This is a genomic window from Aeoliella fuhlenseeensis (genome assembly GCF_052161615.1).
Taxonomy (GTDB): Bacteria; Planctomycetota; Planctomycetia; order Pirellulales; family Lacipirellulaceae; genus Aeoliella.
The window spans coordinates 1830958-1848353 of sequence record NZ_CP197417.1 but is presented as its reverse complement, the minus strand read 5'-3'; the positions used below and the strand labels follow the sequence as shown (position 1 = coordinate 1848353).

20 protein-coding genes are annotated in these 17396 nt (G+C 58.9%); 17 read left to right on the top strand and 3 right to left on the bottom strand.

Translation table 11 applies throughout. The annotated features are described in order from the left end of the window. Positions 1-23: 23 nt before the first annotated feature. The 17 genes from SH292x_RS07155 (at position 24) to flhB (ending at position 15336) form a co-directional block, all read left to right on the top strand. Positions 24-695: a FliH/SctL family protein gene (locus SH292x_RS07155; RefSeq protein WP_442484907.1), complete on the top strand. Its 672-nt coding sequence runs from the start codon at positions 24-26 to the stop codon at positions 693-695. 14 nt (positions 696-709) lie between these two features. Beyond that, a complete protein-coding gene (locus SH292x_RS07150) occupies positions 710-2068 on the top strand; it encodes a FliI/YscN family ATPase (protein WP_442484906.1) in 1359 nt (452 codons plus the stop codon). 7 nt (positions 2069-2075) lie between these two features. Continuing rightward, on the top strand, positions 2076-2540 hold the full coding sequence (locus SH292x_RS07145) for a flagellar export protein FliJ (protein WP_442484905.1): 465 nt from the start codon (positions 2076-2078) through the stop codon (positions 2538-2540). 15 nt (positions 2541-2555) lie between these two features. Further along, positions 2556-3239, top strand: coding sequence for a hypothetical protein (locus SH292x_RS07140; protein ID WP_442484904.1), 684 nt, complete (start codon positions 2556-2558; stop codon positions 3237-3239). A gap of 27 nt (positions 3240-3266) precedes the next feature. Next, the gene (locus tag SH292x_RS07135) at positions 3267-4778 is read left to right on the top strand and encodes a flagellar hook-length control protein FliK (RefSeq protein WP_442484903.1); all 1512 of its coding nucleotides are present in this window, start codon (positions 3267-3269) and stop codon (positions 4776-4778) included. A gap of 36 nt (positions 4779-4814) precedes the next feature. After that, a complete protein-coding gene (locus SH292x_RS07130; protein ID WP_442484902.1) occupies positions 4815-5576 on the top strand; it encodes a flagellar hook assembly protein FlgD in 762 nt (253 codons plus the stop codon). A gap of 54 nt (positions 5577-5630) precedes the next feature. After that, positions 5631-8093: a flagellar hook-basal body complex protein gene (locus SH292x_RS07125; protein ID WP_442484901.1), complete on the top strand. Its 2463-nt coding sequence runs from the start codon at positions 5631-5633 to the stop codon at positions 8091-8093. Positions 8094-8203: 110 nt separating this feature from the next. Continuing rightward, entirely contained in the window at positions 8204-8437 is a 234-nt protein-coding gene (locus SH292x_RS07120; protein ID WP_442484900.1) for a flagellar FlbD family protein, read from the top strand. Between the two features lie 7 nt (positions 8438-8444). After that, a complete protein-coding gene (locus SH292x_RS07115) occupies positions 8445-9215 on the top strand; it encodes a motility protein A (protein ID WP_442484899.1) in 771 nt (256 codons plus the stop codon). 33 nt (positions 9216-9248) lie between these two features. Next, positions 9249-9968 carry an OmpA/MotB family protein gene (locus tag SH292x_RS07110; RefSeq protein ID WP_442484898.1) on the top strand — a complete coding sequence of 240 codons (720 nt, stop codon included), beginning with the start codon at positions 9249-9251 and terminating at the stop codon, positions 9966-9968. A 122-nt stretch (positions 9969-10090) separates the two neighbouring features. Then, on the top strand, positions 10091-10693 hold the full coding sequence (locus SH292x_RS07105; protein ID WP_442484897.1) for a flagellar basal body-associated FliL family protein: 603 nt from the start codon (positions 10091-10093) through the stop codon (positions 10691-10693). A 67-nt stretch (positions 10694-10760) separates the two neighbouring features. Then, the gene (gene fliN, locus SH292x_RS07100; RefSeq protein WP_442484896.1) at positions 10761-11399 is read left to right on the top strand and encodes a flagellar motor switch protein FliN; all 639 of its coding nucleotides are present in this window, start codon (positions 10761-10763) and stop codon (positions 11397-11399) included. Between the two features lie 113 nt (positions 11400-11512). Continuing rightward, positions 11513-12253 (top strand): FliO/MopB family protein, encoded by a 741-nt coding sequence (locus SH292x_RS07095; protein ID WP_442484895.1) that lies wholly within the window; start codon positions 11513-11515, stop codon positions 12251-12253. After that, positions 12246-13076, top strand: a complete 831-nt coding sequence (gene fliP, locus SH292x_RS07090) for a flagellar type III secretion system pore protein FliP (RefSeq protein WP_442484894.1) — start codon at positions 12246-12248, stop codon at positions 13074-13076. Before SH292x_RS07095 ends, fliP begins: the two co-directional genes overlap by 8 nt. A 9-nt stretch (positions 13077-13085) precedes the next feature. Beyond that, positions 13086-13352, top strand: coding sequence for a flagellar biosynthesis protein FliQ (gene fliQ, locus SH292x_RS07085; RefSeq protein WP_442484893.1), 267 nt, complete (start codon positions 13086-13088; stop codon positions 13350-13352). Between the two features lie 25 nt (positions 13353-13377). Continuing rightward, complete coding sequence (locus tag SH292x_RS07080; protein WP_442484892.1) at positions 13378-14199, top strand: flagellar biosynthetic protein FliR; 822 nt, start codon at positions 13378-13380, stop codon at positions 14197-14199. A gap of 48 nt (positions 14200-14247) precedes the next feature. Further along, a complete protein-coding gene (gene flhB / locus SH292x_RS07075; protein ID WP_442484891.1) occupies positions 14248-15336 on the top strand; it encodes a flagellar biosynthesis protein FlhB in 1089 nt (362 codons plus the stop codon). Here flhB and SH292x_RS07070 read toward each other — a convergent pair. From SH292x_RS07070 to SH292x_RS07060, 3 genes are all read right to left on the bottom strand, one after another. Next, positions 15333-15830, bottom strand: coding sequence for an ExbD/TolR family protein (locus SH292x_RS07070; protein ID WP_442484890.1), 498 nt, complete (start codon positions 15828-15830; stop codon positions 15333-15335). The two genes, flhB and SH292x_RS07070, sit on opposite strands and share 4 nt — an antisense overlap. A 75-nt stretch (positions 15831-15905) precedes the next feature. Next, positions 15906-16379 carry an ExbD/TolR family protein gene (locus SH292x_RS07065; protein WP_442484889.1) on the bottom strand — a complete coding sequence of 158 codons (474 nt, stop codon included), beginning with the start codon at positions 16377-16379 and terminating at the stop codon, positions 15906-15908. Positions 16380-16439: 60 nt separating this feature from the next. Next, entirely contained in the window at positions 16440-17273 is an 834-nt protein-coding gene (locus tag SH292x_RS07060) for a MotA/TolQ/ExbB proton channel family protein (RefSeq protein WP_442484888.1), read from the bottom strand. Positions 17274-17396 lie beyond the last annotated feature (123 nt).

Sequence of the window (17396 nt, the reverse complement as noted above, 5' to 3'; positions counted from 1 at the left end):
TCTCCAGTCACGCGGTACCATCCTTGGCCACTATTATCAAACGCGGATCGCAAGCGGAACACGCCAGTGGAACGGCAGTGCGTCCGATTGCGTTCAACTTCGAGCAGATCGAGGGCCGCGCCGACGAGTACTTGCAGAGCGTCAGGCGGGAGGCAGCGAAGATCGTACAGCAGGCGCATGCCGATGCCGAAGAAGTACGCCGCAAAGCTGAAACGGCAGGGCGGGCGGCGGCTGAACAAGCCATCGAGAAGTTGCTGGACGAGAAAATCACCAAGCAGATGCGAACGCTGCGACCGGCGTTAGAAGCTGTCGCCCACCAACTAGCCGACGCCCGAGGCCGCTGGCTTGCCGAGTGGGAAGCGTCGGCTGTCCACCTTGCGGCTCGAATTGCGGAGCGTGTGCTGCGTAAGGAACTTGCCACCGAGCCGCAGGCTCCGCTGGCGCTGATCCGCGAGTCGCTTGAGCTGGCATCAGGGTCAGCCAACATCACCATCCACCTAAGTCCCGAAGATTGCCGACACCTCGCCGCGGCCTCTGGCGAGATTGTCGAAAGTCTCAAGCAACTCGCCCCCGCCAAGATCATGGCAGACGCCTCGGTTTCGCCCGGCGGTTGCTTGGTGAAAACAGAGTTCGGCGAAATCGATCAGCGCATCGAGTCGCAACTCGCCCGCATTGAGGAAGAATTGACCGCTTAGTCGGTACCGCCGCCATGAACTTTTACCTGGACACCCTGGCCCGGACGCTCCCCACACGATTGGTTGGAAGCGTAATGGAGACCACCGGCGGAACCGCCGCGGTGGCCGACTTCCCTGCGCCAGTTGGTTCGGTGGTCGACATCGAACGAAGTTCCGGCGGACAGGTGCGGGCCGAAGTCATTGGATTCCGCAACAATCGCACGCTGGTATTTCCCTACGAAAGCCTCGTGGGGGTCCGTCGAGGCGCGCAGGTTCGACTGATCAACACGCTGCGGCAGCTGCGAGTTGGCGACGGGCTATTAGGCCGAGTTATTGATGCCCATGGACGCTGTGTAGATGGTCGGCCGCAACCGATGCTTACCGACCGCACACTCGTCGAGCGAGATCCCCCGATACCGACCGAACGCCCGCGCATCGACGAAGCCTTCGCCACAGGGATTCGTTCCGTCGATACCATGCTGCGATGCGGACGTGGTCAACGCCTGGGCGTGTTCGCCGGTCCTGGTGTGGGCAAGAGCGTGCTGCTCGGCATGTTGACGCGCTACACCGAAGCGGACATCAACGTCATCGCGCTGGTCGGTGAACGTGGTCGCGAACTAAACGACTTCATTCACCGCGATCTCGGTCCGGAAGGTCTCGCTCGAAGCGTCATCGTGTGCGCGACCAGCAACGAGCCCGCAGTATCTCGAGTGCAAGCTGCCCATACCGCCACCGCCATCGCCGAGCACTACCGCGACCGAGGCAAGAACGTCCTGTTGCTCGTCGACTCGGTAACACGATACGCCACGGCCCTTCGCGAGATCGGTCTGGCATCGGGCGAGCCCCCCGCCACGCGAGGCTTTCCGCCTTCAGTATTCGCCACGCTCCCTAGACTGGTGGAACGGGCTGGTCGCAATCGGCATGGCAGCATCACCGCTTTTTACTCGGTGCTGGTCGAAGGTGATGACATCTCCGATCCAGTGGCCGACACCATGCAGGGTCTGCTGGACGGCCATCTATGGCTTTCGCGATCCATGGCCGCGAGCGGTCACTATCCGGCCATCGATATCCTACAAAGCATCAGCCGGTTGATGTCCGACATCAGCCCGCCCGAAGTCCTGGCGGCGAGTCTCCGCGTTCGCAAGTTGATGAGCGTGTACAAGGAAAATGAAGACCTGATCACAGTCGGTGCCTACCGCCGTGGATCGAACCGGACGATCGACGCTGCGATTGACATGCGAGAAACCATCGCCCGGTTCCTGCAGCAATCGCCAAGCGAGGCGTGCACGCTGGAGCAATCGACCGAACTGCTACTTGCCCTTGGCGCGCGTGCCGAAGCCTACATGAGCACCGGCGCAACGCACTCGCGGCCCGACCTTCAGCCTGCTGCCTAACTAAATCATGCCCAAGTACCAATCCAACCTGATTGCCCTGAAGAAAGTTCGGGAAGCCGCGCGTGACGCGCAGCGAGCCCGGGTTGCCGACGCGTTGCGGGCCGAAGCAGCCATCGAGGAGCAAATCACTGCCTTGGAGGCCGAACTCCGCGGCATGGCCACCGCACAACGTGAGCTCCGCCGAGGCACTCCCAACGTCTCAACCCTTTTGGAAATGGAACGATACGAACTGATGTTAAGAGGACAAGCTGCGTCATTGAGTAGTCAGAAACACACGGTCGCCCAGGAACTAGAGCGTCGCCGCGCCGATTTGGCAGTAGCTGATCAACAAGTTCGCGTGGTCGAGAAGATTGACGACCGCCGCGAGCGCGAGTTCATCCGTCAAGAAGCCCGGCGGGACCAACGGGACATGGATGAGATCGCCGCGCAGCATTTCCTCCGTCGGCAGCGGTACGAAGTCCAGTTTAGATAGTAGGTTCTCCGCTTCATGCGAGCGCTGTTCTCCCTTATTGGATACGTCTCGACCGCGACGCTCATCGCCGCGGCCATCGGGCTATTGTATCTGCGGCATTCACAGTTGATCACCAACGAGAAAGTGTTTCGCATGGTGGCAGTGATGCACGACGTCGATTTGAACAAAATCGCTGAGGGGGACAAGAGTAAGGAAAAGGAAGTACCTCCTGAGGAAGCTTCGCTCGATGACATGGCGATGATCCGCGAGGTAAAGCTTCGTGACTATGAAGTAAAGATGAACGCCTTGGAGGTTGGCAAACAAGAATTCGAACGGAGCTTCCGAGATATTAACGAAGGACGACAACGATACGACCAGATGGCGAAGGAGCTGGAAGAACGTTTGAATCAGCAGAAAGAGCTATCGAGCAAAGAGAACCTCAACGCGGTGGTGACGGCCCTGGAATCGATGGGGCCGTCCGAGGCGAAGAAACTGCTCCTGATGTTCTTCAACGAGCCTGGTGGCAAACGCGATGTCATCCTGCTGATGAAGGCGATGCAGCCCAACAAGCTCAAGAAAGTGCTGATGCAGTTTAAGACCGAAGCGGAACTGAAGGACTATCACGAACTCCAGCGTCTGATGCTCGAAGGCTATCCCGAGGCTCCCGAGATCGACAACATGCTCGAGCGTGTCCGCATGATGGACAAAGAACCTTTATAACACTCATACAATTCCCGTTCTGGTGCTATGTCAACTTCCTCCGTCAATCCGATGACTCTGCTCGCGACCCCGGCGACCGGCAACGCGCGCGCGCTTGCCGTACCCGATGGTTTCGCCGAGTCGCTCAGCAAGGCGATTCGCCGAGAAGATGCCCCCGTCGCACGACGCGAGCGCCCAGAGCCCGCAGGACCGGATCAACCGGTTTCGAAATCCGCGGAGCGATCGACGGCGCCCGCCGACGCTGACGTCGAGCAAGATACGGCGAACACCGAAGCAGATACGTCCGCCGCGCAGACTTCCGACACTCCCTCGCAGGAACAAGAACAGCAAGACGAGAAGTCGGCAGCGGAGGTTTCCGCGGACGTGGTGGCAATCTCGGAACAAGCAAAACAGCAAGCGAACGTTGTACTCCAAGAGGTGATTGCGGTAGGCGACGCCGTGGTCGAACCGGTCGTTGAAGCTATGCCTTCGTCTACCGATGCAGCGCCGCAAAAGCCAAACGCCGCCGATGGAATGCCAGCACAGGCGACAGGGGAAGTTCCCCTAGAAGTGCCGATCGCCCAGTCGACTGAGACCGCGGTGACAGCGATAGCAGAAACCATACAGGAGAGCTCGCTGGTTCAAAAAGAAGCATCAACTCAGGAAGCACAAGTCGCAACAGAATCACTCCAAGGCACACCCCTTCCTCCGCTGAAATTGCACACACCAAGCGATGTTCCGCAAGATGAGCAGCCGCAAGACGGCGAGGTGGGAAGTTCGAAACCGACGGACGGCTCCACGATTCCTCAGGAGATGGTTCCGGTGATCCCTGTTCAAGCGGCTCACGGTGAAACAGAGCGCAAGTCGAACGACGATGGTCAGCAATCAACCTCCAAAGTAGAACCCGTCACCGCGGGCGAAACAGCGTCTGCCGCGGCTGAATTAGAAGTCGACGCTTTAAAACTGCATGCCGAGGGCGAGCACGCCGCTCCTGAACCCAAAGACCGTCCGGCAGTGCAAGCCACCAACTTTCCCTCGACGCTCGAACGCACAAACTCTCTGACTTCGCGGCGTACGACTCCGACAGAAACCCCATCGCATCAAATGCCTCAGGTCGATGCCCAAAGATTTGTGAGTCGGGTCTCGCGGGCTTTCCAGGTAGCCGAGAACCGCGGGGGACCGCTGCAACTGCGACTTAGCCCTCCTGAACTGGGAGCGCTGAAAATTGAGTTGAGTATTCAGCAGGGCACGCTGACCGCGAAGCTCGAAACGGAAACGGCGGCGGCCAAGAGCGTACTCTTGGACAACCTGCCGGCGCTGAGGGAACGACTCGCGACACAAGAGATTCGCATCGACAAGTTTGAAGTGGACGTTCGGCAGCAGAACTCGGGCGAGCAGCCGAACTGGCAGGCGCAGCAGGATGGCGAGGACGCACGGCACGCTCGCGCCGTTGCCACTGGCCGCCGACCGGGCCAACAGCAAACAACGGAAGCGCCTGCGACTGGCGCAACGACTCCGACTCGAACCCATCACAACGGACAATTCAGCGCGGTTGCCTAGAGCACGCGTTATTTGGCGTTTACGCAAGGATTAGCGATGAGCCAAGTTTCCCCCACAGCGAATGCCCCCAATGGAAGCAATTCGAACAGCCGTTCGAATGCGCTGAACAATTTGGACCTCGACGCATTTCTCAATTTGATGATCGTCGAGCTACAGAACCAGGATCCTCTGAATCCACTGGAGAATGATCAGCTTCTGGCACAGATCAGCCAGATTCGCGAAGTCGGCGCTACGGATCGCCTCACCGAGACACTCGATTCGGTGTTGCTTGGCCAAAACATATCGAGTGCCACCAGCTTGATCGGGGCCGATGTCATCGCGCTCACCGAGTCAGGTGAGAGAGTTACGGGCAACGTCCGTCGAGTGTCCATCGACGGAGGCGAGCCCAAGCTCGACTTGGCCGTCGGCCCCGTTGCTCTTGCCGGCGCGGACGAAGGTCAGGTGGACGAGGGCAAATACAAGTACGAAGTTGTTTGGGATGGCCCCGAGGGAACACCGTTTAGCTTCGAGGTCGACGTAGACACCGAAACCCTGGCGAACTTCAACGGCAGCATCCAAGTTGCCAACTTGCCCGAGACGACCGGTGCCAAACGGATCTATCGTACCGATGGGACAGGAACTGGCGAACGTCGACTCGTCGGGACCGTGACCGATGGCAAGGCATCGACCTTCACCGACGCGAAGGCTTCGAGCGAACGCGGTGCCGCGCTGAGTGGGCAACCGCAGCAGCTCAGTGTGGCTCGTCGCGTCACGGTAACTCTAAACAACATCGCCCAGATCGAACCACCCACCCAATAATCGCTCGCCCCCGCCCCGCACAGCTCTCTACCACTACGCTACAAGGATACGACCATGGGTCTGCAATCAGCACTCACGACCGCCCTCACCGGTCTGCAAGCCGCCGAAACTACGATCGACGTTGTGGGCAACAACGTTGCCAATGCCAGTACGGTCGGCTTCAAGGAATCCGAAGCGATCTTCGCAACGCAGTTCTTGCAGACCGTCAGCATTGGTGGTGCCCCCAACTCGAATCAAGGTGGTACCAACCCTCGGCAGATCGGCCTTGGTGTGCGCGTGGCGGCCATCAATCCGAAGTTCACCCAGGGCACCATCGAAATTAGCTCCAATCCGCTCGACGTGGCCATTCAAGGAGATGGCTTCCTGATTGTGCAAAGCGGAACCGGGCGTCTCTACACGCGCAACGGCCAGCTCCAGCTCAACGCCAACAACGAGGTCGTAACAGCTACAGGTCAACGAGTTCTAGGTTACGGTGTCGACGACAACTTCAATCTCGTCACCGATACGTTGCAGCCGCTTCGCATTCCACTGGGTCAGGAGCGCGTCGCTCAGGCAACTCAGAACGCCTTCTTCACCGGCGTGCTCAACCCGGCCGTTGCCGAAGGCACCAAGCCCGAGGTGGTAGAATCTCTCGTGCTAGGTCGTGCCGACGTCGCCGCGCCTGAAGAAAACGATACGACACCGGACTTTGACATTAGCGATGTCGTCGCTTCAGTGGTGCCAGCACCTGGCACCGCCACGGCAACCAACGCCGGCACGGGCCCTGGAGCTTACACCGTCAATTACCGCGTCGCGTTCTTGGACGCGAACGGCAGAGAAAGCACCTTCAGTACAGAGTTCTCTGTCGACAATTCGGGAGGTGCGGGCGAAGTCGATCTCACGGGGCTACCAGCCGCCACCGGCAACTGGGTCGACCGCGTCATTTATCGCTCGGATTCCACCGGCACTGACTTCTTCCGTGTAGGAAACGTGGGGAGCGCCGCGAGTACGACCTTCACCGATAACGTTGCCGATGGCAGCCTTGGCCCCGCGATTGACGATTCAGTGATTGAGCCGGGGTCCTATAGCTACTACGTCACCTTCCTCAACAGTTCAACGGGTGCCGAAACTCGCCCCGCACCTGTGGTCGGTCCCGTCGGTATCTCTGATGTTGATGGTGGTCGGATTCGGTTGAACTTCGCTGACATCGACCCACCGGCAGACACCGACTTCAATCAGATGCGCATTTATCGCTCGAATGCCACCGGTGTTAACCATCGTCTGATTGACACCGTCGCCGCGCCAGGTACCGGAACGTTCGTCAATTCCTACGTGGACTCGACGAGTAATGCCGACATCACGGCCAGCCCCTCGACACATCCGGTGGTGAACCTAGATGGTCCGCCTGCTGTGCCCACCACAAAGCTGGTTGACCTGCTAGTCCGTCAAGGAGACACCTACACCACGCCGTTCCAACCAGGACGTTTGTCATTCTCGGCGGAGAAGGACGGAGTGACGCTCGATCCGAAATACCTCGATGTCGACGAAGATACCGAACTTCTGGAACTAATGAACTTCATGGAAGACGCACTGGGCCTCAGCGCCACGTCTGCCATCGATGCATCCAACCCGTTCCCCAATCCCAATGCGGGCGTGGAAATCACCGGTGATGGACGCTTGAAAATCACCAGCAACTTCGGCGAAGAGAATGCCATCAGCGTACCCCTTACCGCGTTCAAATTGGTACCGGAAGGAGCTATCAACAACGAAACCGTGGCCTTAAACTTCTCATCCACTCAGGCAGCCGATGGCCCCGGTACCTCGACAGAGTTCATCGTTTACGACAGCCTTGGCTTGCCGCTGAGCGTTCGAGTTACCACCGTGCTTGAAGAGAAGGACGGGAATAGCACGACCTATCGCTGGTACGCCACGAGCGCCGACAACGAACCCGGTAGCGGTCTGTCCACAGTGATTGGCGACGGTGTGCTGGTGTTCGATCAAAATGGTGACCTCGACCCCAATACAATCGCACGTATCGCGATCCGCCGTGACGATACGGCGTCGGAGTCTCCGCTCGAAATCGATCTCGACTACTCTTCGGTAAAGTCGCTCGGCGAAGTGGACGCGCTCGGTAACTTTATCAGTAACCTGAATGTGTCGAAGCAAGACGGCTTTCCGCCGGGCGTGCTGACCGACTACATCATCTCCGATGACGGCCTGATCCAAGGTCAGTTCTCCAATGGCACGCAGCGCACCGTAGGGCAGCTGATGATGGCCCGCTTTGCCAACAATGCCGGTTTGCGGCAGGTTGGCGATAGCATGTTCTCGATTGGCGTGAACTCCGGCGAACCGGTGCTAGGCAAGCCGGGACAGGAAGGCATCGGCACGCTAACCGCGGGTGCCGTCGAGTTGTCGAACACCGACATCGGCCAGAACTTGATCGAGTTGATCCTCGCCTCCACTCAGTATCGCGGTGGAGCCCGTGTAATCAGCGCGTCGCAAGACCTTCTCGACGAACTGCTCGCACTGCGGAGATAAGCAAGGACAACTTTGGCCATGATCTACTTGGGTGAGCTAGAGTAGTTGGAACGTCCGCGACTCGGGGCCGTGCCGATATTGGGGAATGCATCGATTGACAGGAAGCTGCCATGATTCACCTCACCAAGCTCAGCGGCGCACCCTTCGTGCTGAATGCCGAACTGATTAAGTACGTCGAAGCCCTGCCCGATACGTTCATCACCTTAACGACCGGAGAACACATCGTCGTCAAGGAAACACCGGAAGAAATTATTCATCGAACTATTGATTACCACCAACACAAGCTGCTGATGCCAACCGTGGCCAGCCGCAGTTCCGCAGGCGAGAGTAACAGAGCCGTTTAGCTAACCCATGGACATCGCATCCGTCATCGGAGTTGTCGTCTCCTTCGCGCTGATCATCGGATCCATTGTGGTCGGTGGTGGTTCGTTGGGTGCGTTCTTCGATGCGCCTAGCGTACTGGTGGTGTTCGGTGGCTGTATTGCCGCGGCGCTAATGTGCTTCCCACTCTCCACGTTCCTTGGTGTCTTCGGAGTCACCAAGAAGGTGTTCTTTTGGAAGGTGGAACCGCTGAGCGATGTCATCAGCCAGATCGTCAGCCTCGCGGAGGTCGCGCGACGCGACGGGCTCCTGGCGCTCGAAAGCAGGATGGGCGAAATTGACAACCCGTTTATCACGATGGGCGTTCAGATGGCCGTAGACGGGACGCGGCCCGAGGTGATGGAAGATATCCTTCGCACCGAACTCGACGCGGTGGCCACCCGACATCGCGATGGAAAAGCACTAATGGATTGCATGGGACGCTTTGCCCCGGCGTTCGGAATGATCGGCACGCTGATGGGCCTCGTCATTATGCTGGGTGACATGAGCGATCCTTCGAAGATCGGTGCGGGAATGGCGGTCGCCTTGCTGACAACACTTTACGGGGCGGTGGCGTCAAACTGCGCGTTTCTGCCGTTCGCCGAAAAGCTCGGGTACACCAATCGCCAGGAGCTGATGATCATGGAAATCGCCATTCGCGGGATCATGGCCATTCAGTCGGGAGAGAACCCGCGAATCATCGAACAGAAGCTCAACACCTTCGTGCCGCCAAAGCAACGGGTCATAGACCAAGCTGCTTAGATCTGCGCCGCCAACTCGCACGAAAGCACCAACGTGGCTATTGAAGAAGATCCACCAGCAGCCATCCCCGAATGGGTCGTCACGTTCGGCGATATGATGTCGCTGCTGCTGACGTTCTTCATCATGCTGGTATCGATGAGCGAGATGAAGCAAGAAGAGAAGTTCAAAGCGATGCTTGAGTCGATGCGTCGGCAGTTTGGGCACGAGTCGTCCGCCTCGTCCATGATGCCTGGTCTCTCTCACGGCAACTCCAGTATGCCATTCATCGCACCCAGTCATTCCCGCGCCCAGCGAAAGAACCTGCAGAAGGGTGGCAACGACACGCAGGGCGTGCCGGGCGACCATAGCCGCGTGCAGACCATCCGCCCGGGGCGTAGTGCAACCACCGGCGGCGTGATCTTCTTCGACGAAATGTCTGCCGATCTGACCGACGAAGCACGTGCAGCGCTGCAAGTGATTGCCAAGGAAGTGGCTGGGAAGCCACAGAAACTCGAGGTGCGTGGTCACACCTCTCGCCGGCCCGTGAATTCAGCCCAAGGTGTCCGCGACCATTGGGACCTCGCTTACAACCGTTGTTACAACGTGATGCAGTACTTGATTGAACAGGGCATCGAACCGCAGCGGATCCGCCTGGGCTCTGCCGGTGCGTACGAGCCCGTCGAAGAGGGCCTCGATCCTCTGGAGCGTGAACGGAATGCGCGGGTTGAAGTGCTCATGTGGGATGAGCGAGCCTCCGACCCTTCCGAAAACTGACGGTCGTAGCGAATGAATAGCCGCAGGGAGTCCTTTTTGTAAGCTAGATTTGTTGGGTCAACCGCGCAGGCTTCGTGCGCGGTCCCCTACGCTTTGACTTACAAATGGCTCGTGGTACTACAATGGCGGCAAAAACGGAAAAAACGGAGAAGGACGGCAAGAAGTCGATCGGCTTGATGGGCTTGATCAAGGCGGTGGCCTTCATTGGCGCGATTGTCGTTGTGGAGGTAGTCGCAGCCTCGATGCTTCTCCCCTCCGGCGCGGACACCGAAGCCACCGCTCACAAACTGGCCGCGGCCGAAAAGGGTCACGCTCCTGCCGACGATACGCACAGCGATCACGGCACGCACGACGAGCATGGTGAGGACAAGGCCGCGGGGCATGGCGGCGAGGGCGACCACCACGACACCATCGAAGTCGATCTGGGGCGATACAACGTCACTCGCTACAACCCCGTGAACGACACCACGCTGATCGTCGACTTCGAGCTCTTTGGCGTCGTGCTAGCAGCGGAGGAGCACGATTTCACCCATCATTTCGAGAAGAATAAGGTCCGACTGCGCGAGCAAGTCATCATGACGCTCGGCGGAGCAGACACCACCGAGCTCACCGACGCCGAGTTGGGCTTGCTCAAACGACGGATATTGGAGAAAACCAACCGCGCTCTTGGCAAACCGATGGTCCAAGAGGTGCTGTTTAGCAAGTTCAACTTCGTCGAACGCTAATCCAGCCGTGAAGTGAACGCCTTGCAGGACGCAGGGTAGGTGCCTGGCATGTCGGGAAGGGAATCCCATGGCGGACGATCGCCTCGAACAAGACGAAATCGAACGACTGCTAGCAGAAGCGCAGCAAGCCAGCGGCAAGGCTCCGGCCCCCGCACCGCCTGCGAGTCCCGCCAAGCCAGCCGCCCCGCAAGCGGCCAAGTCTGCCACGCTCGACCAGAGCGAGCTCGACGCCATGCTCGCGGGCCTATCAGCAAGCCCGCCACCGGCGGTATCGGTCGCAAAGGCCCCTCCCGTGAAGGCGGTATCGCCCGACGCCGTGTCCCAAGACGACATCGAGCTGCTGCTGAACCAGGCGGAGGCCGCTATCGCTTCGATCGATACTCCTGTGGAGCTTCCGCCCGGTGTGCTGCCATTCCGGCTCGATGATTTCGGCGGAACGCCAGCGAGTTCCGAGGCGGCGACGCTCGAGCTAGTCCGCGATGTCCAGCTCGACCTCAAGATCGAGCTCGGCCGGACCCACATGCACCTCGAAGACGTCCTAAGACTGCGGCAGGGTGCTGTGGTGCCGCTGGATAAGCTAGCAGGCGATCCGGTCGACCTTTATGTCAACGGCCGAATGATCGCTCGCGGCGAAGTGCTCGTGCTCAACGACAATTTCTGCGTTCGTGTCACGGAACTGATTGTTGGCGATAGTGCCTGCGCTTAGCAGCGTCGACCAATCGGACTGGCAACGAGCCGGCCGACCTTCTATAAATCGCCTCCTTGCCTGGCACCGCGTAGGTCTCGCGGTCGCCGAAACTACCCCTCAAGGATGGCTCGATGCGACTCGCTTCGCAAAACGGTTGGTGGTTGCTGCCGATGTTCATCGGAATGAGCGCGTGCGTAGTATCGCAGGCTCAAGCACAGAACTCCCTCGATAGCTTCCCCCCCGAGGTGAACGCAGCCGGCCCCTCGGACCGCGAACCTGCGAGCCCTTCGTCAACAACCTACCAAGTAGGTTCAGTTTCGCCCACGATGCTGCGTGAACCGGCGGACGCACCGCTCGACAAAGGACGCCGATTCATCCGTTCCACGCCACGCGGTGAGAAAAGTGCTCATCCCGCGGGCGAGCGCAGCAACAACATGCTTTCGAATTGGGCCAAAGGCTCGGGGGCCACAGCGCTTGCGGCGTTGGCATTCGTTGTAGGACTGTTCACGCTCTTCGCCTGGGTCATGAAACGCAGCATGCCGAAGAGCGCCCAAGTTTTACCGGCCGAGGCAGTTCGCATCTTGGGCCGCGTACCGCTGGGAGGCCGGCAGTTCGGTCAGCTACTGCATCTAGGTAACAAGCTTGTCCTCGTCCACGTGACCCAGGCAGGTGTCGAGAAGCTTGCCGAGATCGACGAGCCGAGCGAGGTTGTTCGATTGCTCGCTATTTGTTCAAAAACCTCCAAGGGAAGTCAGAAAGAGTTCGAAGAAATCTTCGGCCAGTTTGCCAAAGAGAAGACCGAACCCGGATTTCTAGGAACCGAAGCTTCCTTATTCACCGCCGGCAACTCCAAAGGAGGCCGGTATGCTTAAGCAAGCTTGCTTCCTGCTAATTGCGTTCACGCTGAGTTGCGCGACCGCCTCGGCAGGAGAGACGGTGCTCGCTCCTTCGACGCTGCTCGAAGGAGTCGGCGGACCCGGCGAATGGACCAAGCCCGAGCGGCTGACTTCCACGCTGCAAGTCATGCTGATGCTCACAGTGATGAGCCTCGCACCGGCCATACTGCTGATGACCACCAGTTTTGTTCGCATCGTGGTGGTGCTGGGTCTGCTGCGGCAGGCGCTCGGAACGCAGCAGTTACCGCCGAGCCAAGTGATTACCTCCATCGCCCTATTCGTGACGCTGCTGATCATGATGCCGGTGTGGAACGCGAGCTATCAAGAGGGCATTAAGCCCTACACCGACGGCAAGATTGGGCTCGACGAAGCGTTCACCAAGAGCATCGCCCCCATGCGGAAGTTCATGGCTCAGCAGATTGAGCGAACCGACAACCACGGCGACGTCGAGCTGTTCCTGAACTACCTCCCCAGCGAGATCGATCCCTCCACCGGCGAACTCTACGACAATTACGCCTACTACGATGCGACACCCGAGGAACGCGAAGTGCCACTCACTGCGTTACTTCCGGCGTTCATGCTCAGCGAGCTGAAGACATCGTTCCTTATAGGCTTCCAAATCTACCTGCCGTTTGTGATCCTCGACATCGTCGTAGCAAGCGTGACCATCTCGATGGGTATGCTGATGCTGCCACCGGTGCTCATTTCGCTTCCCTTCAAGCTGCTGCTCTTCGTGCTCGTCGATGGTTGGCGGCTAGTGATCGAGATGCTGCTACAAAGCTTCCAAATCTTCGTGTAGGCCTCCGCCATGGACCCTCAAGACGCCGTCGACCTTAGCCGCGAAGCGATGATCATCGCCCTGTTCGTCTCTGCGCCCGTGCTGGTCGCGGGCATGCTTGTGGGCCTGGTGATTGGCCTGATTCAAGCCCTAACCCAGATCCAGGAGCAGACAGTTGCGTTCGTTCCCAAGCTGGCAGCAATGGTAATCGTGATGGCCTGGACTCTCCCTTGGTTGCTCAATCGTCTGATGGAATACAGCGAGCAACTTATCTCCGACATTCCGCTATACCTCTAGAATTCCCCGGCAAGGCGAGCACAACATGGCCGGTGTGGAATGGCTAGAGTCGATGCTGCTCACCAAGATCGCCGTTTTCGCGCTCGTACTCGCGCGCATCGGTGCGTTGGTTGCTACGGCGCCGCTCTACAAACTCGAAACCGTTCCGATGACGGTTCGCGGGTTATTGGCGGTGACCTTGTCGCTGATGATCATGCCGCTGTACGTCCATCTAAGCTACACCAGCCCTTGGAACTTGATCGCGTTCGGTAGCCTGCTGATCAACGAGGTGCTGATCGGCCTTCTGCTCGGCCTTGGTCTACAAATACTCTTTTCGGGCGTGCAGATTGCTGGCCAGATTGTCGCCCAGCTTTCCGGCATGTCGCTCGCCGAAGTATCGGATCCTTCTTTCGACAGTGGGACTTCCATCTTCACCGAAATCTTCCACTACACGACGATGGCGGTTTTCGTAGCCCTAGGCGGCCACCGTCTAGTGATGGCGGCCCTGCTCGACACCTTCGAGTGGGCACCTCCAGGGCACGCGATGTTGGGCGAGTCGTTCGCCGAGTTGATGGTCGAGCTCCTTCAGCAGAGCTTCTACCTCGGCATCCAAGCCGCAGCTCCGATCATGATCGCGCTGTTCCTCTCGACGCTGGTTCTCGGTCTCATCAGCCGCACCTTGCCACAGATCAACGTGCTGGCCGTCGGCTTTGGTCTCAACGCCATGCTCACAATCGGTGCAATCTTCATCTCGATCGGTGGCGTGGCGTGGACATTTCAAGAGCCGATCGCTGACGCGCTTGATCGGATGCAAGAAGTGGTGGTTCCACTTGAGAGCACCGCCGAAGATAGCCCGCCACAAACCTAGCCCCCTGCCCCACCACGGCCCTGACGGGCCCCGCTCGCCTCGCTTGTTATGGCCGAAGAGTCTGGAGAAAAGAGTTTTGACGCAACCCCGCATCGCAGGCAACAAGCCCGCGAGAAGGGACAGGTTGCATACAGCCAAGATCTCGGTTCAGCCGCAATGCTGCTCGCCGCGGCGGGACTGCTGCAAGCGATGGGCGCGAAGATCGTCGACACGACGGTCGGCCTTGTTCAACGCAATCTCACCGAAGTGACCGACATCACCGGCGATCGACAGCTCTTGCTTGGCGAAGTGCAGAAGATCCTTCTCAGTGTCGGTGTGACGCTGCTGCCGATGATGATGCTGCTCATGCTCGCGGCGGTGGGAGCCAGCGTGTTTCAAGTCGGCTTCCTGTTCGTCCCCGAGCGACTCGCCCCCGACTTCAGCCGCGTCAGCCCACTCGCCGGCATGAAGCGGATCGTCTCGCTCCAAGGCGTAATGCGACTTGGTTTTGGACTCCTGAAGGTCGCCATTGTAACCACGGTGGCAGGCGTGACGCTGTGGCTCCGGCGAGTCGAGATCCTCGAGGCCGGTGCCCTCGACATCGGCCAACTCGCCACGCTGCTCGTCGACTTGACGATCAGCACGCTGTTATGGGTTGGCGGCGCACTGCTGATGCTCGCGATCTTTGACTTCGCCTTTCAGAAGTGGAAGCACGAGCAAGACCTCAAGATGACCCACCAGGAAATCAAAGAGGAAATGAAGAACATGCAGGGCGATCCCCAGGTCGCCGCACGTCGTCGGCAGATACAGCGGCAACTGGTGATGAACCGCATGTCGAGCTCGGTCCCCAAGGCGGACGTGGTGATCACCAATCCCACCGAACTCGCCGTGGCGCTCAAGTACGAGCACGGCGAAATGGCAGCCCCCGTCGTTGTCGCGAAGGGCGCCGGTGTGCTCGCGCAGCGAATACGCCGACTCGCCCTTGAGAACAACATCCCTATCGTCGAGCGAAAGCCGCTGGCGCAGTTGCTCTACAAGGAAGTCGAGATCAATCACCCTGTGCCCGATGGAAGCTACGCTGCGGTGGCCGAGGTGTTGGCCTACGTCTACAAACTCAAGGGGAAGAAAGTCCCGAGTAGCCCGCGACGCGCCGCCTAAGGCTCGCCGACGGGAGGAGCGAAGCGGATCTTCTCGATCAGCTTGTACCGCTGCCCATCCTTGATGTAGCCCGAGATCGCGGTGATGGCATTGATCACGTTCTCGTAGTCGAGATCGAAGTCGCACTGCAACTCGACCTCGCGCTCGCTTGCGGTGCCAGGACCACCCTCGTCGTTCACAAGGCCAATTATGTGGCCACGCAGTTTGTCGAACGCCGATGCGTCCTCATCGTCGGTGAAGGAAATATCGCCCAACTTTAGCGAGGAAAGTTTACCCTCGTCGCTCGCCGTCATCCGCAGCGTCAGCGTCGGCACCTCTGGCGGCTCCGTCGGAGCCGAACTCGCCGGCGAAGGCATGCGAATGTTGAAGTCCCCCTCGGGGAGCACGATCTTAAACGTCATCACGAAGAACACGAGCAATTGAAACACGATGTCGATCATCGACGTCATGTCGAGCTCGATGGTGTCGTGCTGTTTTCGATTTCGGATCTTCATGTTCGTAAGCGAGCGGGGCCCGTCAGGGCCGTGGTCATGGCGACTTGTATTGCAACTGCTGCGAAGTCGTTCTAGCTATTCCGAAGTCCGCATTTTCACGTCACTCTGCTGTCCTCGGAGAGCAAACGTTTCGAACTCCGCCTGCTGCGCAGCGTCGATCATCTCTTGCACCTTGCCGGTCCGAGCTCCCTTGTCCGCTCGAATCACGACGGTAACATCCGACAGCTTCACGTCCTTACCGGCGGCCTTGATGATCTGGGCCTCGCGTTTCAGGGCGATTCGCAGATCTTCGATCGTCATCAGATCGTCGCCACCCGCGTTGAGAATGATGCCCTCATCCTCTCGCATCTGTAGCGTGATGGGCTTCTCGTAAGCCACCTCTGGCGGCTTGGCGAGTTCGCTCTCGGGCAAGCGGACCTTCTGGTCCTGCTCGATCTCCGAAAAGTTAATCAGCACCATGAAGAACGCGATCAACTGGAACACCATGTCGATCATCGGGGTCATATCCCCTTTGGCGTACTTCGTCGCTTTCTTCTTGACGATTCTCATGGTGAGTTACCGAGATTGCTTGCCACCCAAAATCCACAGACACGATTCACGGCAGTCCCGTTACGGCTGCGTGGGCGACTTCTTCCCTGCATTTTGGAATCGGCTCATCAGACCTTCGCTCACAATACCCACCTCGAGTACCAAGCGGTCCAGTCGATTTCGGAGAATGTTGTAAGCAGTGATGGCAGGGATGGCCAGCATCAGGCCAACCAGTGTGGTGAACAGCGCGGTAGCGATACCTTCGGCTAGTTCCGACGGCTTTGGTGCGCCCGTGGCGGAAGCGATCACGTCGAACGACGAGATCATACCCTGCACTGTACCCAACAGTCCGACCATCGGGCTGATCGTGCCAATCAGGGCGAGGTAGCTGAGTCGATGCTCGAGCTTCATGGTTTCGTCTTCGCCCACTTCTTGCATCGCTTCGAGAGCCGGCTCGTACCCCTTCGACACTTTGCCGAGGCCCGCGGAGAGAACTTTACCAAGGAACGATTCGTCAGCGCTCGCGAGTTCGTAAGCTTCTTGAAACTGCTTGGCATTCAAGTGGGCCTCGAAACCTTCCAGCATTTCCGCCGGCATGATCGACTCGCGACGAAGCTGCAGCAGCGTCATCACGAACACGGCGACCAATGTGAACGACAATGCCAAAAACACCAAGCTGTAACTCAAACCGAGCGATTGGTAGAGCCACGTTAGGTAGTTGCGCTTCTTCGCCGGCGCCGTATCCGCCGCCGGAGTGGGAGCCGCTTCTTCGGCCGGAGCCGCCGCGGGTTCCGCGGCCTGGGCGAACGCGGGAGTCGGCTGCCCCAAGCACATCGTAAGTGTAATGGCCGCCAAAAGCGGACCAACTATCCAACCCCTTAGCCAGGCGGCCTGACCGAATGTGCCACGGTGCATCAACGCTTCCTCCACACGACAACAGGTAGGGTTTGGATTCATATAAGTCTGGTCCTCGATGCCAGAATGAGCGTCAGGCGGGGGTAGCATCGAAAAACTCCAGTGTAACTACGCTTCGGGGCC

What these genes read in the sequence shown, in the direction of transcription:
- SH292x_RS07150 (WP_442484906.1), top strand. Translation starts at nt 710, where the DNA reads ATGAACTTTTACCTGGACACCCTGGCCCGGACGCTCCCCACACGATTG.
- SH292x_RS07145 (WP_442484905.1), top strand. Translation starts at nt 2,076, where the DNA reads ATGCCCAAGTACCAATCCAACCTGATTGCCCTGAAGAAAGTTCGGGAA.
- SH292x_RS07140 (WP_442484904.1), top strand. Translation starts at nt 2,556, where the DNA reads ATGCGAGCGCTGTTCTCCCTTATTGGATACGTCTCGACCGCGACGCTC.
- SH292x_RS07135 (WP_442484903.1), top strand. Translation starts at nt 3,267, where the DNA reads ATGTCAACTTCCTCCGTCAATCCGATGACTCTGCTCGCGACCCCGGCG.
- SH292x_RS07130 (WP_442484902.1), top strand. Translation starts at nt 4,815, where the DNA reads ATGAGCCAAGTTTCCCCCACAGCGAATGCCCCCAATGGAAGCAATTCG.
- SH292x_RS07125 (WP_442484901.1), top strand. Translation starts at nt 5,631, where the DNA reads ATGGGTCTGCAATCAGCACTCACGACCGCCCTCACCGGTCTGCAAGCC.
- SH292x_RS07120 (WP_442484900.1), top strand. Translation starts at nt 8,204, where the DNA reads ATGATTCACCTCACCAAGCTCAGCGGCGCACCCTTCGTGCTGAATGCC.
- SH292x_RS07115 (WP_442484899.1), top strand. Translation starts at nt 8,445, where the DNA reads ATGGACATCGCATCCGTCATCGGAGTTGTCGTCTCCTTCGCGCTGATC.
- SH292x_RS07105 (WP_442484897.1), top strand. Translation starts at nt 10,091, where the DNA reads ATGGCGGCAAAAACGGAAAAAACGGAGAAGGACGGCAAGAAGTCGATC.
- fliN (WP_442484896.1), top strand. Translation starts at nt 10,761, where the DNA reads ATGGCGGACGATCGCCTCGAACAAGACGAAATCGAACGACTGCTAGCA.
- SH292x_RS07095 (WP_442484895.1), top strand. Translation starts at nt 11,513, where the DNA reads ATGCGACTCGCTTCGCAAAACGGTTGGTGGTTGCTGCCGATGTTCATC.
- fliP (WP_442484894.1), top strand. Translation starts at nt 12,246, where the DNA reads ATGCTTAAGCAAGCTTGCTTCCTGCTAATTGCGTTCACGCTGAGTTGC.
- fliQ (WP_442484893.1), top strand. Translation starts at nt 13,086, where the DNA reads ATGGACCCTCAAGACGCCGTCGACCTTAGCCGCGAAGCGATGATCATC.
- SH292x_RS07080 (WP_442484892.1), top strand. Translation starts at nt 13,378, where the DNA reads ATGGCCGGTGTGGAATGGCTAGAGTCGATGCTGCTCACCAAGATCGCC.
- flhB (WP_442484891.1), top strand. Translation starts at nt 14,248, where the DNA reads ATGGCCGAAGAGTCTGGAGAAAAGAGTTTTGACGCAACCCCGCATCGC.
- SH292x_RS07070 (WP_442484890.1), bottom strand. Translation starts at nt 15,830, where the DNA reads ATGAAGATCCGAAATCGAAAACAGCACGACACCATCGAGCTCGACATG.
- SH292x_RS07065 (WP_442484889.1), bottom strand. Translation starts at nt 16,379, where the DNA reads ATGAGAATCGTCAAGAAGAAAGCGACGAAGTACGCCAAAGGGGATATG.
- SH292x_RS07060 (WP_442484888.1), bottom strand. Translation starts at nt 17,273, where the DNA reads ATGCACCGTGGCACATTCGGTCAGGCCGCCTGGCTAAGGGGTTGGATA.